At 62.3% G+C, this 15530-nt stretch carries 7 protein-coding genes and 1 pseudogene; 7 read left to right on the top strand and 1 reads right to left on the bottom strand.

All coding sequences use genetic code 11. The annotated features are described in order from the left end of the window. Positions 1-56: 56 nt before the first annotated feature. A complete protein-coding gene (locus JFV30_RS32655) occupies positions 57-1514 on the top strand; it encodes an ArnT family glycosyltransferase (RefSeq protein WP_201126112.1) in 1458 nt (485 codons plus the stop codon). Between the two features lie 6 nt (positions 1515-1520). Here JFV30_RS32655 and JFV30_RS32650 read toward each other — a convergent pair whose 3' ends face one another. Then, a complete protein-coding gene (locus JFV30_RS32650; protein WP_201126111.1) occupies positions 1521-2744 on the bottom strand; it encodes an OprD family porin in 1224 nt (407 codons plus the stop codon). Positions 2745-2916: 172 nt separating this feature from the next. On the opposite strand from JFV30_RS32650, the gene JFV30_RS32645 reads away from it, so the two are divergent. The 6 genes and pseudogenes from JFV30_RS32645 (at position 2917) to JFV30_RS33795 (ending at position 15023) form a co-directional block, all read left to right on the top strand. Beyond that, a complete protein-coding gene (locus JFV30_RS32645) occupies positions 2917-3813 on the top strand; it encodes a LysR family transcriptional regulator (protein ID WP_010174236.1) in 897 nt (298 codons plus the stop codon). Between the two features lie 108 nt (positions 3814-3921). Next, positions 3922-5361, top strand: coding sequence for a YfcC family protein (locus JFV30_RS32640; protein ID WP_010174235.1), 1440 nt, complete (start codon positions 3922-3924; stop codon positions 5359-5361). Positions 5362-5380: 19 nt separating this feature from the next. Next, entirely contained in the window at positions 5381-7204 is a 1824-nt protein-coding gene (locus JFV30_RS32635) for a CocE/NonD family hydrolase (protein WP_201126270.1), read from the top strand. Between the two features lie 323 nt (positions 7205-7527). Further along, entirely contained in the window at positions 7528-12909 is a 5382-nt protein-coding gene (locus JFV30_RS32630; protein WP_242487127.1) for a membrane-targeted effector domain-containing toxin, read from the top strand. Positions 12910-13103: 194 nt separating this feature from the next. Further along, positions 13104-14165 (top strand): annotated as a pseudogene (locus tag JFV30_RS33800) (methyl-accepting chemotaxis protein); the annotation flags it as partial. After that, positions 14160-15023 (top strand): methyl-accepting chemotaxis protein, encoded by an 864-nt coding sequence (locus JFV30_RS33795; protein ID WP_442962335.1) that lies wholly within the window; start codon positions 14160-14162, stop codon positions 15021-15023. The pseudogene JFV30_RS33800 and the gene JFV30_RS33795, both read left to right, overlap by 6 nt. The last annotated feature ends 507 nt before the right edge of the window (positions 15024-15530 follow it).

Genomic DNA, 15530 nt, shown 5'->3' with positions numbered 1-15530 from the left:
CACCGATCGCCCGGACTGTTCCCCCGAACGGTCCCCTGCCCCGGTAGCCAGAATCCATGACGCGTTCCGCTCCTCTGCTGCTCCTGCTTGCTGCGCTGTTGTTTTTCTTTGCCCTTGGCAATCACGAGTTGCAAGGCTCGACCGAGGCCCGTGTGGCCGGGATTGCCATGGCCATGCATCTGGATAACGACTGGGTGGTGCCGCGATTGTTTCGTGAACCGTTCCTGGAGAAACCGCCGCTGAGCCTGTGGCTCGACGCCGGGGCGATTCGCCTGTTTGGCGGCACCACCTGGGCGGTGCGCCTGGCGTCGGCGTTTGCCGGGCTGTTCAGTGTGATGCTGCTGTACGGGATGCTGCGCAAGTTTGGCCGGCCCAAGACCCTGGCGTTTGTCGCGGCGTTGATGCTGGCGACCATGGCCAGTTACTGGAGCAACGTGCGCGGCGTGGGTGAAGACTCGCTGCTCACCCTCGGAGTCACCACGGCCCTGCTGGCGTTCTATCAGGCCAACCGCCCCGAGTCGGAGCGCGACAGTTCCAACCTGGGCACCTGGTTGCTGTTCAGCCTGGGCATGGTGATCGCTACGTTGAGCAAAGGTGTGCTGGGCCTGGCCATGCCGGGCATCGTGATCTTTGTTTATCTGGTCAGCACCAGCCTGATGGACAAACGATTCAAGCTGGGCGACTGGATCAAACCCGGGCTGTTCACGCTGCTGGCGCTGGTGCCGCTGATGATCTGGCTGGGTTTCCTGTACCAGCGCGACGGGCTGCAAGCGGTACGTGAAGTGCTGCTGACCAACAGCGTCGGGCGTTTCAGCGGCTCGTTTGTCGAAGCCGGTCACTACGAGCCGTTCTATTACTACATCGTCAAGTTGCCCGAAGCGTTTTTGCCGTGGAACATCCTGGTCTACCTGGGGCTGTGGCACTTCCGCAAAAGCCTGGTGCGTAACCGCTACCGGCTGTTTTTCTGCGTGTGGCTGGTGGCGCAATTCACCTTGCTGACGCTGGCCTCCAGCAAGCGCACGGTCTACCTGATGGCGTTGACACCCGCCGCTGCGGTGCTGGCCGCCGAGTATGGCGGCGTGCTGCTGGGCTGGCTGAAAAGTCGCGGACAGGTTTCCCACGTCGCCGAACATGTTTATGAACATCGCCGTGGCCTGGTGGGTGGCTTTTTCGTTGTGGTGATTGCCTGCTACCTGATCGCTGCTTTCTGGTACGCGCCGAAAGCCGATAAGCGCCAGTCGTTTGTGCCGGTGATCAGCCAGATCCAGGCGATGCAGGCGCAAGGCAAGGAAGTGGTGCTGTATCAAGCCAACGAGCGAATCGCCGGCGCCGGGGTGTTCTACATGCAGGCCTATTTGACGATTCTGCAGACGCCGGAGGAGCTCAAAAGCTACCTCGCGGCCAAGCCCGGTAACGTGGCCTTGGTAGACAATACTGACCGGCTGAATGTACCGGTGACGGTGGTCAAGGAGATGGCGATCAACCGTCAGCCGTACTATTTCGTCGAGCAGTGAGGCCGGTTACCACAGTGCCAGGTCGTACGTGAGGTAAACCCGGTAGTTGTCACGATCGCTCGCATAAGTCGAGCGATACGTGGCCTTGCGCAGCTCGATGCCCAGGCCTTTGAAGGTGCTGTCCTGGATCACGTAGCGCAGGTTGGTGTCCGACTCCCACTCACGGGCTTCGCGGCCCTTGAAATCACCGTTCTGGCCCTTGTAGTAACGGGTCATGAAGGTCAGGCCCGGCAGCACGGCGACCAAGTCGTAGTCATAACGCAGCATCCAGGTTTGCTCACCGGCCTGGATGAATTTGCCGACGCCGGCGTTGCTGAAGGAATACACGGTCGACACGCTGGCATAGGGCAAGGCGGTATCGCCGGTGACTTTCTGATAACCCACGCCCAACGCTTGCGGCCCCAGCCGGTAGGTGAACAGCCCGCTGAACATGTCGCTGTCGACCTTGCCGTTGCGTGCCTCGCCCGCTTCGTTGCTGATGAAGTAACGCAAATCGCTGGTCAGGCTGCCGGCACCCACTGGCTGCTTGTGCACCAGGCCGACGAATTGCTGGCGATAGAATTCGCGCATTTCGCCGTAGTACCAGGTGCCGCTCAGCTTGGGGGTGAAGGCGTAGGTGGCGCCGGCGAAATCAAAGTCGCTGCCCTTTTTGCCACTGTAGCCCTGGGGATAAATGTCCACGCTGTCGGTCGAGTTTCGCAGCTTGAACTTGTCCAGATGCCCGGCGTGCACGTACAGGTTACGGATGCCGCTGTACTCGACTTGAGTGCCCTGGAACGTTTGCGGCAACAGCCGGCCATCGTTGTACACCAGCACCGGAATTTTCGGCAGCAGCGTGCCGGTTTTCACCACGGCTTCACCGATGCGCATCTTCGCGGTGACGCCCAGGCTTGAGAATTCACTGGCCGCGCGGCCATCATCGTGCACCGGCAATAACCCGGTGCCGGCATGGGCGCGACTGGAGTCGAGCTTGATCCCCGACAACCCCAATGCATCCAGGCCGAAGCCCACTGTGCCCTCGGTATAGCCCGATTGCAGGTTGAGCAAAAAGCCCTGGGCCCACTCTTTGCGGTCTTCGCCGCCGTCACGGTAACCGTCGTTGAAATAGTAATTGCGCAAGGTCAGCTTGCCGTGGGAATCCTCCCAGAAACCCTGGGCCATCAACGCCGGTGACAGGCTCGCCAACAAGCCTGCAGACACCACTCCTCCCCTCGTGAAAAGCTCACGCATAACCGTCTCCCGAATGCCGTATTGTGGTTTTTTATGGGCAGTTGCTGCCTGCGACAGGCTGGACGGCGTGTCGCATTGCGGCGGACACTAACGGCTGATCGAACGCCCGGCAACGTTATGCGAGAAGCGCATCAGGCTATGCGCAAAGCCCTCAAACCACAGGAACATCACGGTGAATCTCAAGCAGCTCGAAGCCTTCAAGGCGATCATGTCCACCGGTTCGACCATCGGTGCGGCGACCCGCATGGGCCTGTCGCAATCGGCGGTCAGCCGGTTGTTGAGCCAGTTGGAAGAGGCCTTGGGTTTCGCGTTGTTCCTGCGCAAAAAGGGCCGCTTGATGGCGACCCCGGAGGCTGAAGAACTGCTCACCGAAGTGGCCGGACTGGTGGACGGCATGCAGCGTATCCAGCGCCTGGCGGATGAGATGCGCGTGGGCCGTTCGCGCAAGAGCCTGATCAAGGTCGGGGTGCCCACCAGCATGACGCAAGAGTTGCTGCCACGGATCGTCGCCGAGTTTCTCAAGGGCCGTGAAGACATCGTCGTCGAGTTGCTGACCGGTTCCTACGACATGATCGAACGGGCCGTGCTCGACCGCTCCGCCGACCTCGGTTTTGTGCGTTTGCCCACCGAGATTCCCGACTTCGAGATTGAACCGGTGCTGGAAACCGAAGGCGTGTGCGTGATGCCGGCGGACCATCCGTTGACCCGTCACGCCTGCATTGAGGTGCAACACCTGCGGGACGTGCCGCTGGTGATGCTGGGCCGGCAACGGGCGCTGCGGGCCGAGTTGAATCAGGTGTTTCGCGCGGCTAACCTGACGCCGCAGGTGCGGGTCGAAGTGCACTCGGTGGGCGCCGCGTGCAGCTTTGTCGCCGAGGGGCTCGGGGTGTCGATCGTCAATGGTTTGCTGGCCAGCCACTTCATGCATTTGCCGATTGTGGTCCGCCCGTTTCGACCGGCATTGCCCTATGCGTTCGGCCTGGCGTTTCGCGCGAATGAACCCAGGTCCAAGGTGGTGACGGCGTTTGCCGAGCACCTCAAGCACCGGCTGGCCGCACAAAACGCATAGCCCAACCCAGCCCGCGCATAACGTTGTCGCCGCTAAAACTTTGCCCTAGTGTCCGCTCCACAAGTGTCACCCGACACAACAATAACAGCGCACACCGGGGCAACCAGCATGACCGAACCGCAGATCGTCCGTACCCACTCGCCCACTGAAACGCCGGTGGAAAAACCCGCGCAGCGCAAGCAGATCAACCCGGCCATCATCCTGTTGAGCATCGTGCTGCTGGCCGTCGCCTTCACCTACGCGGTGAACTCGGGCAAGTTCCAACGCCAGAATGGCCTGGTGGTGCCGGGCTCCTATCAGGTGCTGGAAAAACACGATTCCTTCGGCCAACTGTTCTCCCTCGAACCGCGCAAGGCCGGCGATACCATCGCCCGGCCGGTGTCCCTGGTGGAGGGTTTCATGGCCATTCCACAAGGCATCGAAAAACGCGCCGCGCTGATTTTCATGGTGCTGTTCATCGGTGGCATGTTCGGCGTACTGAACAAGGCCGGGGTGATCGACGCCGGCCTTGAGCGCCTGCTGGGGCTGACCCGGGGCAATATCTACGTGCTGGTGCCCAGCCTGATGCTGGTGTTCTCCGCCGGCAGTACCTTCATGGGCCTGGCCAAGGAATTCATCCTGATCGTGCCGCTGATGGTGGCCATGGCCAACCGCCTGGGGCTGTCGAACCTGATCGGGCTGGCCATCGTGACCATCTCGGTGAAGATCGGCTACCTGGCCTCCATCTCCAACCCGGTGGCGTTGTCCGTGGCACAACCGATGGTGGGGCTGCCGATTTTCAGCGGCTTGAGCATGCGCGTCCTGGCCTACTGCACGTTCCTGCTGGTGGGCATCGCATTCGTGTTGTGGAGCATCCGCAAGCACGGCTTCGATGCCAGCGCGCAGATCACCTTCGAACGCAAGCCGCTGCCCCTGCGCCACCTGCTGAACCTGATCGTACTCGGCGCCGGCATTGGTTTCCTGGTGTACGCCTCCAACCGCTGGGAGTGGAAATACCACGAGCTGTCGGCGTTCTACCTGCTGCTGACCGTGGCCTTCACGGTGATCGCCGGGCTTGGCGCCAGCACCGCTGCCAGCGCTTTTGTCGATGGGATGAAAAAGGTGCTGATTGCCGGTGTGCTGATCGGCCTGGCAACCGCCGTGGAAATCATCCTCAGCACCGGCCAGGTGCTCGACACCATCGTCAACAGCCTGGCCAACCTGGTGGGCGATCACGGCCCGGTGGTCTCGGCCTACGGCATGTTCTTCGCGCAACTGGGGCTGGATGTGCTGATCCCGTCCACCTCGGGCCAGGCGGCCGTGACCATGCCGATCTTCGGGCCGTTGGGGCAACTCTCCGGTGTCAGTCCGCAAACCACGGTGTTCGCGTTTTTGATGGGCAACGGCCTGACCAACATGATCACCCCGACCTCCAGCGGCCTGCTGGTGCTGCTGGCCACCGCCAACGTCGGCTGGGGCCAGTGGGCGCGCTACATCCTGCCACTGTTTCTGATCTATGCCGTGCTGGCGATGGTGCTGTTGGCCATTGCCGTTGGGACCGGATATTGAACCCATGAGTGTTTTTTCCATGCAGACGCTGCACAACCAGATGATCGCCATGCGCGACGGCATCCACCTGGCCACCGACATCTACTTGCCGCCCGGTCCAGGCCCGTTTCCGGTGGTGATCGAACGTACGCCCTACGACAAAAGCAAACCGTCGCGCTCGGAAATACAGCTCGACGGCCAGCACATCTCCCGCGAGCAGATGGCCGCGCGGTTCACGGCCCAGGGCTTTGTCGCGATCTTCCAGGATTGCCGCGGGCGCTACGCCTCCGAAGGTGTGTTCATCAAATACACCGCCGAGGGCGAAGACGGGTTCGACACCCTGGCCTGGATCGTCGAGCAGCCCTGGTGCAACGGAAAGATCGGCGGCATGGGCCTGTCCTACGCCGCCCACACCCAACTGGCGATGGCCTGCCTGCATCCGCCCGGCCTGAGCAGCATGGTCCTGGACAGCGGCGGCTTCGCCAATGCCTACCAATGCGGGATCCGCCAGGGCGGCGCATTCGAGCTCAAGCAAGCCACCTGGGCCTGGCGCCAGGCCAAGGAAAGTCCGGCGGTGCTGGCAAACCCGGCGATCCTTGAGGCGCTGGAACAGGAAGATCTCCACCAGTGGTTCACCCGCATGCCGTGGCAGGCCGGGCAGTCGCCGCTGCGCCATGTGCCGGAATACGAAACCTATTTGCTGGAGCAGTGGGCACAGGGTGATTTCGGGCCGTACTGGCAGTCACCGGGAATCTACGCCGAGGGCCACTATCAGGATTTGCCGGATATCCCGGTGCTGTTCATGTCCAGCTGGTACGACGCCTACGTGAGTTCGACCCTGGCCAATTACTCGGCGTTTTGCGCGGGGACACAGGCGCGGCACCAACTGATCATGGGCCCGTGGCTGCACGGCGATCGCAACATCACTCACAGCGGCGAAGTTGAATTCGGCGCCTTGGGCGCCTTCGATGGCCAGGTCGCCAGGGACTGGCTGAGCTGTCGCCTGGACTGGTTCGAGCGTGCCCTCAAGGACGCCTCACTGCCGGCTCCGGCGCCCGTGAAGGTGTTTTTGATGGGCGGCGGCACCGGCGCGCGGGACGAACAGGGCCGCCTGCAACACGGTGGCCGCTGGCTCGAAAGCCGCCAATGGCCGCTGCACGGCAGCCAAGCGTTGACCCTCTATTTACAGGAAGACCGCCGGCTGACAGACACCTGCCCACGTAACGATGAGGGGCAACTGAGTTACCACGCCGACCCCGCCAACCCCGTGCCGACCCTCGGTGGCGCACTGACCTCGGGTAGCCCGGTGTTCGTCGGCGGCGCGTTCGACCAACGCGAGCGCGCTGATTTTTTCGGCACGCGGGGTGATAACCGCCCGCTGAACGAGCGCGAGGACATTCTGAGTTTTCAGACGCCGCCCCTTGCCGAAGACCTGGTCGTCGCCGGCCCGTTGCAGATCGAGCTGTGGATCGACAGCGACGCGCCGGATACCGACTTCACCGCAAAACTGGTAGACGTCTATCCCGACGGCTATGCCATGAACATCACCGACGGAATCCGCCGCGCCCGCTACCGCGACTCTTGGGAACAGCCGACACTGCTCACACCCGGTGAGCGGGTCAAGGTCGTGATCGAGCCCTTCGCCACCTGCAACCTGTTCAAGCGCGGCCATCGCCTGCGCCTGGACATTGCCAGCAGCAACTTCCCGCACTTTGACGTCAACCCCAACAGCGGCGAGGCTCAGGGCCAGGCGCAGCACCCGCGGGTGGCCCGCAACACCGTGCATATGAGCCGCGACCATGCCTCGCGCCTGATCCTCACCGTGCTGCCCGCCCAGGCTTTGCCGACGCCGGCAGCGGATTAACTAAGTACCCCCAGCCGGGTGCTCAAACCCCGCAACCTCGGGTTTTATCCAACACCCGAGGTTTACCCCGTGAGCACCCTACCCTCCGATTCCCCCAGCCAGTCACTCGACCAGCTACCGGCGACAAAGCCCTCTGCGCTGTTCCAGGCCATGGAGCAGCTCAACACCCAACTGACCGACGAAGCGCAGCGCCTGCTCCAGCAGGCCAAAGTGCCCTACACCCTGCCTGCCAAGTGGGTCCTCGATGGCGACCAAGGCCTGTTGAACCGCAACCGCATCAATCTCGCCGTGCGTAAAAACTCGAGGCACTGGAGACGGAACGTGTGCCCGACGGCCGAGTACTCAAGCGCTGGATACTCGATCAACATCAGGCCGCGCTGGAAGCCGAGGCCCACCTCAAGGTGGAGGACCAACTGCTATTGCCCAGCGACCGTGACCTGGTGCTGAACATTCCCGGCAGCCCACCCTTGCGTCCCGCGATGTATGCGCTGAGCTTCAGCCACCGCGAACGCACCATCGAGTTTGCCGGGGCGTTTGTCCTGACCGCCTTGCACACACCCGTCACCCTACTGACGGGAGACACCCACGTCGGCAGCGTGCTGCTGTTCACGCCGTCCCGTGGCCTGGAGGCCTTCGCCTCGCTCAACCTGCTGGACCGCGCCCTGCGCGAGCGCATGGACCATCCCGACTGGCGCCAGGAATTGCTGCAACACCTGCCCCGCCGCGACCAGCATCTGCGCGCAGCGGGCCTCTGGCCTTTGCAACTGAACGTCATCGACTCCATGCCCCTGGCCGAACACACCTACAACGCCCTGCAGGCCAAACAGCGCCTGGACATCGACTTTGCGCTGGGCTTGAACGGCAACCCGCCGCCACACAGCGTGGCCCAACTCACCGCCGAAATGGACCAGGCGATCTGCTGCACACTCTGGAACCTCGATACACGCCTGGAACTGCGTGCGCAGCAGCTGCTGGACAAGCTGCTGCACGCTGCCGCACCGGACTGGTTTCGCCGCGCCACCCACGCGCAACACCAGACCCTGGTGCGACATACGCAGGCCTACGAACAGGCGCGCGAGGACCTGGTGGCGCTGCTGGGGCCGGCGGCGTCCCCCGAGCACCTGGCGCGGGCGCAGTTGCTCGAACGCCTCGATCAGGAGCTGGACATTCAGGCGCTGGTGCCCGAGCAGTTGCTGATCAGCACCGAACGGCCGTTGATGTCCGGCAACTCCTATCAACAACAGCACACCCTGACGGCACTGGCAGTGCGTGGCCTGCATGTCGGCGATACGCTGCCAGGCTCAGCGTTCTTCAAGCACACCCGGCTGACCTACGCCGGCCAGCCGCTGCCGCCCGAGTTCAGCGCCGTCACCCCGCAGTACTTGGCCGAACTGCTCGACACCCTGCAACCACGCTTTGACTTTGCCGACGAGCAGGCCCGCGCCCTCGGTTCCACAGTGGTCAAGCGCGCGATGCAAGACATGGTCGACACTCGGCTACAGGCGCTGGCCTACAGTGCCCTGCTGCAAAACTATATCAGCCCCACGGATTACCAGCTGTTTGAAAGCCTCAAGGCAACCCCGTCCGCCACCCTGAAGGCCAGTTGCGTAGCGCTGCACGAAGCGCCGCTCAAGGACCTGTGGGTGATGCGTCACCTTGACGAACAGGGCGCCACCCAACGCTTGCTGTTGTGTACACCCCAGGCGCCGCGCGCCGAGCAGTTCCAGGCCTTTGGCAGCGAGCGGGAATTACAGGCGCACATTCTGGGCTGGAGCCAGGAGGTGCCGTCGCCCACCCGGCCGGTGACGATGAAGACGTACCTGCTTGAACAACTGGTCAGCCGCATCCGCCCCACCTACAACCTCATGCTATCGACCCTGGGCTTCAGGCCGGACACCCTGGAGCATCAGATGATCATCCTCAGCCCGGCCTCCAGCTATCAGGATTGTTTGCTGGAAATGAGCGAGAACCTGCTGGCCATGCAAGCGGATGAACACCTGCACCGCACCCCGGACTGGTTGAGCCGCGCGCCGAAAATTGATCGCCAGACACTCGCCGACCTCGATGAAGACGCCGCCGGCGCGGCCCAGGCCTATAGCGCCAGCCCTGGCAGCCCGGAGCAATTTCCGGACTTCGACAGCTACCTGTATGAAGCGGCGCACAAGGCGCTCAACACGTTGCTCGGCAACCCCACACCGGCAGTCGATCCCAATCAGGTACAAGTCATCACGCCCCGCGAGCATGTCTCCTACACCATCCTTTACCGCAACGGTTATGACTACAGCCTTGGCTTCCTCAACCCTGCCGCCGACACCATGGCGCAGTTCAAGGGCCCCCCAGGCGTAGACCTGAGCCGGCTGAACGCGGAGGCCGTGAGCAAATCCGTCAGAGGTACCTGGATCGGGTCGCGCTACATCATGCAGGTGGAAAAAACCCTGCTGGATCCCCTGGCGCCTCACTACCCGTGGCGCCGCAACCTGGCACTGGAATTGACGCAATTGCGCATGAAAAAGGCCGCCTGGGTCAGCTGCCTGCAAGGTCATCTTGCGCGCAGCGACCTGGCCTGGCTGAGCAGGAGCATCGACAGCCTGGGGGACAGCCGTCTTGCCACGCGCGCGCTGTACCCGGTGTATCCGCTGGAGCTGTGCGGGCAGGTCATCGACGGCTGCTACCGCTTCCATCACCTGGATGACGTGCCGTTGCTGTACACCCCGCAATCACCGGACGGCATCGATTTTCGCGCGCAAAAAGAATTCAACGAGCGCCTGAAAAACGTCGACGGCATGGCCAGCTACTACACCAGGCGCGTGGCAAGCCTTGAGCGCAGGGCATTCGAGTCAACCTTGCGCGACCTGCTGAACCGCCTGGAGCCCCAACGGCGCGGCGTTTACTCCAAACCGGTCTTCGACGTACCCCGCCCCTTCGAACCCCTGCGTGACCTGCGTTTCTACGTATACGACAAGCCGCTGCGGCACGTGCTCGACGACGTCAGGAGCACCACCACCAGCCGGCTCGAAATGATCATGGAGCTGGTTATCCTGATCGCCGAACTGACCATAGCCATCGCCACGATTCCGTTTCCGGTCCTGAGCCTGGCGCTGGGTACGCTGCTGGTTTTCAAGGACGCCATGCTGGCCCTGCATGCCTACAATCGCGGCGACACCCAAGCGGCCCTGAACCACTATCTGAGTGCGCTGCTCAACGCGGGCGGCGCGGTCCTGACCGACCTTAGGCCGGTGCTGTTGTCGGCCAGCAAGCTCGCCAACAAACCCTTGCGCCATATCGCCCGCCTGCCCCGGGAGCAACAGGCGATGGCACTGATCCAACAGTTGCCGCCCGAACCAACAGCGCTGCGCGGCATGCAGCCGGTGGCGTTTGGCGGCGATGCGTTGTGGGCCGCGCAAACGCCCGACAGCCTTGGGCGGTTCCTGCTGTTTCGGTATGACGCCGTCCAGGACCAACTGCGCTCCACCGGCAAACTGGTGAGCAAAAAGGCCGACGGGCAATGGCTGCGCGCCGGGGTCGCCGGCGGTGCGCCCAAGTATGAAAAACTCCGCACACCCTACGAGCTACCGGAAAAACTGGGGGAGAACGTCGCCGGCGTCCTGGCGTCCGAAGACCGCACGGCGATGTTCCTCCTGGCACAAAACCTGGACGACTCGATGAATACCCACATGATCTGGTCAATGCGGCGCGAGTTGCATCCCGCCCTCGAATCGCACCTGAACCAGGTACAGCTGTTGACCCGTGATGCCGATGATTTTTTTGCAAAACTGCCGCCCCTGGTCAAGCGGGTCGAGACCCTGGACCTGGCACAAGACATTCTCCCCGCCGACCTCCTGCGACGGCTGCTCGACGATGCGCAGAGCCTGGTGATTGGCGAAACGTACTTTTCCATCGCCAGCAAACAGCTGCTGATCGAACACATGCCGCTGCTCAAGGAGTTGCAAGTCAAGGCGATCTACATCGAACACCTGTGGCGCGACGTGCATCATCTGCAAACCCACTCGCGGTTTTCCAAAGGCATTTCCAAACAGGCCAAAAAACATCTCAAGTCCACCGACCGAGCCCACTTCATGGACCCTGAGAGTGAGCATGGCTATTGGAAGTTGGTGGAGGCCGCAATGCAGAACGGCATCGAGATCAGGTCGCTGAATGCCTCCAGCTGCTACGACCTGGAAAACGTCCTCGGCCTGATCGACTCGCGGCCCGCTGCGACGCGTCCCGTATCGTTGATGAATTACTACTCCCACACCGTGCTCAACGCCGATATCGAAAAGGCTCCCGGTGCGCGCTGGATCGCGCTGGTGGAACACAAACGCATGAGCACCTTCCGGGGCACGCCGGGTATGGCCGACCTGCAAAAAAGCATTGCGTTGCGGGTCGATGACGCCTTCGGTCAGCCCACGCGATTGGTCACCGACGTGGCCGGCGCCATTCCCGGAGACCCGTTGGCCAAGGGTGATCTGAAACTGTCGCTACGCACCTCCGTGCAAGCACTGGAACCGCCGTCGCCGCGCCCCGGGCCGGCGGCGGAGCACAGCCATTTCAATCGCTTTGACTTGCCCGAGGAACACCTCCCACTGTTTGCCCAAGAGATCACACTGCCACTGGGCAGCAAGGAAGCGATGTTCAATACCGCCTATCCCGAACTCGCCGCCGTACGTCGAAACGCACAGAGGACCTTCGAAACCACCCGCAAAAAACTGCGGGACGACGCACAGCAGTTCTTCAGCGAGCACACCCCGCCTGCCCGCGTCGCCCTGCCCGAGATCGCCGAAACCCTCGACGAAAAAGCCTTTATTGATCAGGTACTGGAGAGCGCCGACGGCCTGGTGGTGGGTGAGTCCCACGGTGCGACATCGAGCAAAGCGTTCCTGAGCAATCACATGGAGCACATGACGGGCCAACGCAACGTCAAGACGCTGTACCTGGAGCAACTCACCACCGAGCTGCATCAGGCCGACCTGGATATTGCCCACAGCACCGGGATCCTGACGAACGAGCTGAGGGCCTATCTGCACGCACTGGACACCGGCCACGGCGTGCCCGCCAGCAGCCCTCATAACTTCTCCAGCCTGGTGCAAGTGGCCATCAAGCACAAAGTACGCATCCGCGCCCTGGACTGCATCGCCAGTTTGCGGGTGGACGGGGTGCGCCCGACTCGAACCTCAATGTTCAACTACTTTGCGACGCAAGTGATCAAAGCCGATCAGTTGCGCGCCGGCCCGCACAAGTGGCTGGCGCTGGTGGGCGAGACACACCTTCACACCTACCACGGTGTGCCGGGGGTCGCTGACCTCAACAAAGGCATCAGCCTGCTGCTTGCGGATGTACCGCCTGGCTCAGGCAAAGGGTTTGCGCTGGAGCCCGCCAACGTCGCGACATTACCGCCCGAGCAGAAGTGGCCGCTGGTGCGCTATGACTTCAGGAAAACGGTCGAAGCCGGCGCAGCAGCCACCCCGCTGAGCGGCTTGCAACAGCGCCTGAGGCGCCCTGGCGATTACCTGATACAGGGCGCCACGGACGACGCGAAGGAGATCGTCCACATGGACCGCAACCGCGTATTGATCCACACCCCGCTACGCCGCGACGTCAAAGGGTATTACGTCAATCGCTGGCATTTCGACAACTTGCGCTTCGCCACCCAGGAACACCTGATGACCTTTATCGAAACCCACAAACAAATGCGAAAAATCGACTGACGCTCCTCGGGCGCCCCTTCCCTGGAGGGGGTGCCCTCGTGGAAAAAATGACCGTCCGTCAGCCACGATCAGTGAATCCTGCCTCCACGAAAAAACCGTTTCAGCTCTCGCCCGGGCTGCCGATACACCCGTACTAACCCATCGCTGGGCGCTCTTCCAGCACACACACGCAAATCTGTTCCTGGAGGAATTCGATGAATAGTTGGTTCGGCAATATCAGCGTCAATATGAAACTGGGCCTGGGCTTCGGCCTGGTGCTGGTGCTCACCGGAATCCTCGCGCTCACCGGCTGGACCAGCCTGGGCGGCCTGATCGACCGCAGCAACTGGATGAGCGACATCACCCAGCTCAACGCGTCGCTGACCAAATTGCGGATCGTGCGCCTGCAATACATGCTGGCCAACGGTGACGAAGCCGTAGCGCAAAACGTACAGACCAACCTCGACAGTTTTGCGGCCCAGCAACAGAAGCTGCTGGACAGCTTCAAGAGCCCGGACAACCTCAAGCTGCTCAACGAGCAAAAGGCGATCATCACCGCCTACCAGCAGTCCTTGAACAAAATGCGCGAGGCTTATCGCAACGGCAACGCCTCACGCCAAGTCATGGGTGACAAGGCCGACATCGCCAACGCGCAGATCAGCGCCCTGGACGCCAGCGTGCGCCAGATGTCCGACAGCGCCGAACGCTTCGCCCAGTTCGAGGCGGTGGCCACCGCCAAGGAACAGTTCCAGTTGGCCCGCTACGAAGTGCGCGGCTACACCGGCAACGTCAATGCCGAAACCGAAGCCCGCGCGGCGGCGCAGATCGAGAAAGCCATCGACGGTTTGAAAGGCCTGCATGCCGTATTCGGCGCCAGCCAACAGACCGCCCTCGGTTCACTGGAAACCGCCCTCGGCGCTTATCGCAGTGCGGTACAGAACTACAAGGCGGCCAACGCCAACATCGTCTCGGCCCGGGCAGAAATGACCACCCAGGGCGCCGATATCGTCACCATCAGCGACAAGCTGTACGACATCCAGCTGCAACGCCGTGACGCCGAGAGCGCCCAGGCCCGCAGCCTGCAACTGATCAGCACGTTGCTGGCGTTGCTGGTGGGCATCGTGGCCGCCGTGATCATCACCCGCCAGATCACCCGCCCATTGCGCGAGACCTTGGCCGTGGTGGAGCGTATCGCTTCCGGCGACCTGAGCCACAACCTGCAGGTTACCCGCCGTGATGAACTGGGCGTGCTGCAACAAGGCATCCAGCGGATGGGCGTGACCCTGCGCGAACTGATCACCGGCATCCGTGACGGCGTGACCCAGATCGCCAGCGCCGCCGAAGAGTTGTCGGCCGTGACCGAACAGACCAGCGCCGGGGTCAACAGCCAGAAGATCGAGACCGATCAAGTGGCCACCGCCATGCACGAAATGACGGCCACCGTGCAGGAAGTCGCACGCAACGCCGAACAAGCCTCCCAGGCCGCCTCGGCCGCCGACGGCGAAGCCCGCGCCGGTGACAAGGTGGTGGCCGAAGCCATCGCCCAGATCGAACGTCTGGCTGCCGAAGTGGCGCGCTCCACCGACGCCATGACGCACCTGCAACAAGAGAGCAACAAGATCGGCAGCGTGATGGACGTGATCAAGGCCGTGGCCGAGCAGACCAACCTGCTGGCACTCAACGCCGCCATCGAAGCCGCCCGCGCCGGTGAAGCCGGTCGCGGTTTTGCGGTGGTTGCCGATGAAGTCCGGGGCCTGGCCCAGCGCACCCAGAAATCCACCGAAGAAATCGAAGGCCTGGTGGCCGGTTTGCAGAACGGCACCCAGCAAGTGGCCGCCGTGATGAACAACAGCCGCAGCCTCACCGACAGCAGCGTCGAACTGACCCGCAAGGCCGGTGTATCACTGGAAAACATCACCCGTACGGTGTCGAACATCCAGTCGATGAACCAGCAGATTGCCGCCGCCGCCGAACAGCAGAGTGCCGTGGCCGAAGAGATCAGCCGCAGCATTGTGAACGTGCGGGACGTGTCGGAACAGACGGCAGCGGCCAGCGATGAGACGGCCAAGTCGAGTGTGGAACTGGCGCGCCTGGGCGGGCAATTGCAGCAGATGGTCAGCCATTTCCGGGTTTAAATCCCAGGCACAAAAAAGCCGCCCCGGTCGAAACCGGGGCGGCCCGCTTCTCAGGCCTTAGCGGTCATCGAAGCTGTCTCGCAGGAATTTCCACACGTGATAAACACGCAGGGAATTCACTACGAGGTCCCACGTACGTCGTGCAAACTTGGACATACTCGGCCCTCCTTGAGTTGGGCCTTACCTCCAGCACACTTACCGGAACACGTGAGCCTTCGGATGCAGGTCAATGCTTCCAGTGAGGCGGCCGGGCTTTGGGTCCTCCCGCATGAATCCGGCACGGATTACTAGCCCGTGGCGTTCGGTCCATAAATTCGCGCGCGTACCCAGCCCACCTACAAACGACATACACAGAACGGGGGCGATACTAACCAACATCCCGCTCAAAGGTGTGACCAGGGAGGCTCAATCCATCGGTAACGCGCCGGGAATTTATTGCCAATTTTTGCAGTCGTCTTTTGATAGTGCATATCTCAAAAAACTGAGAATGCCGAGCGTCGCCAAGCC

The sequence above is a fragment of the Pseudomonas sp. TH32 genome (assembly GCF_016650855.1).
Lineage (GTDB): Bacteria > Pseudomonadota > Gammaproteobacteria > Pseudomonadales > Pseudomonadaceae > Aquipseudomonas.
The sequence above is the reverse complement of the archived record's forward strand: the minus strand, read 5'-3'. Positions and strand labels throughout refer to the sequence as shown.

Bases quoted from the DNA above. Each gene is read 5' to 3' on its own strand.
- JFV30_RS32650 (WP_201126111.1), bottom strand. From the start codon at position 2,744: ATGCGTGAGCTTTTCACGAGGGGAGGAGTGGTGTCTGCAGGCTTGTTG.
- JFV30_RS32655 (WP_201126112.1), top strand. From the start codon at position 57: ATGACGCGTTCCGCTCCTCTGCTGCTCCTGCTTGCTGCGCTGTTGTTT.
- JFV30_RS33795 (WP_442962335.1), top strand. From the start codon at position 14,160: ATGGGCGTGACCCTGCGCGAACTGATCACCGGCATCCGTGACGGCGTG.
- JFV30_RS32635 (WP_201126270.1), top strand. From the start codon at position 5,381: ATGCAGACGCTGCACAACCAGATGATCGCCATGCGCGACGGCATCCAC.
- JFV30_RS32640 (WP_010174235.1), top strand. From the start codon at position 3,922: ATGACCGAACCGCAGATCGTCCGTACCCACTCGCCCACTGAAACGCCG.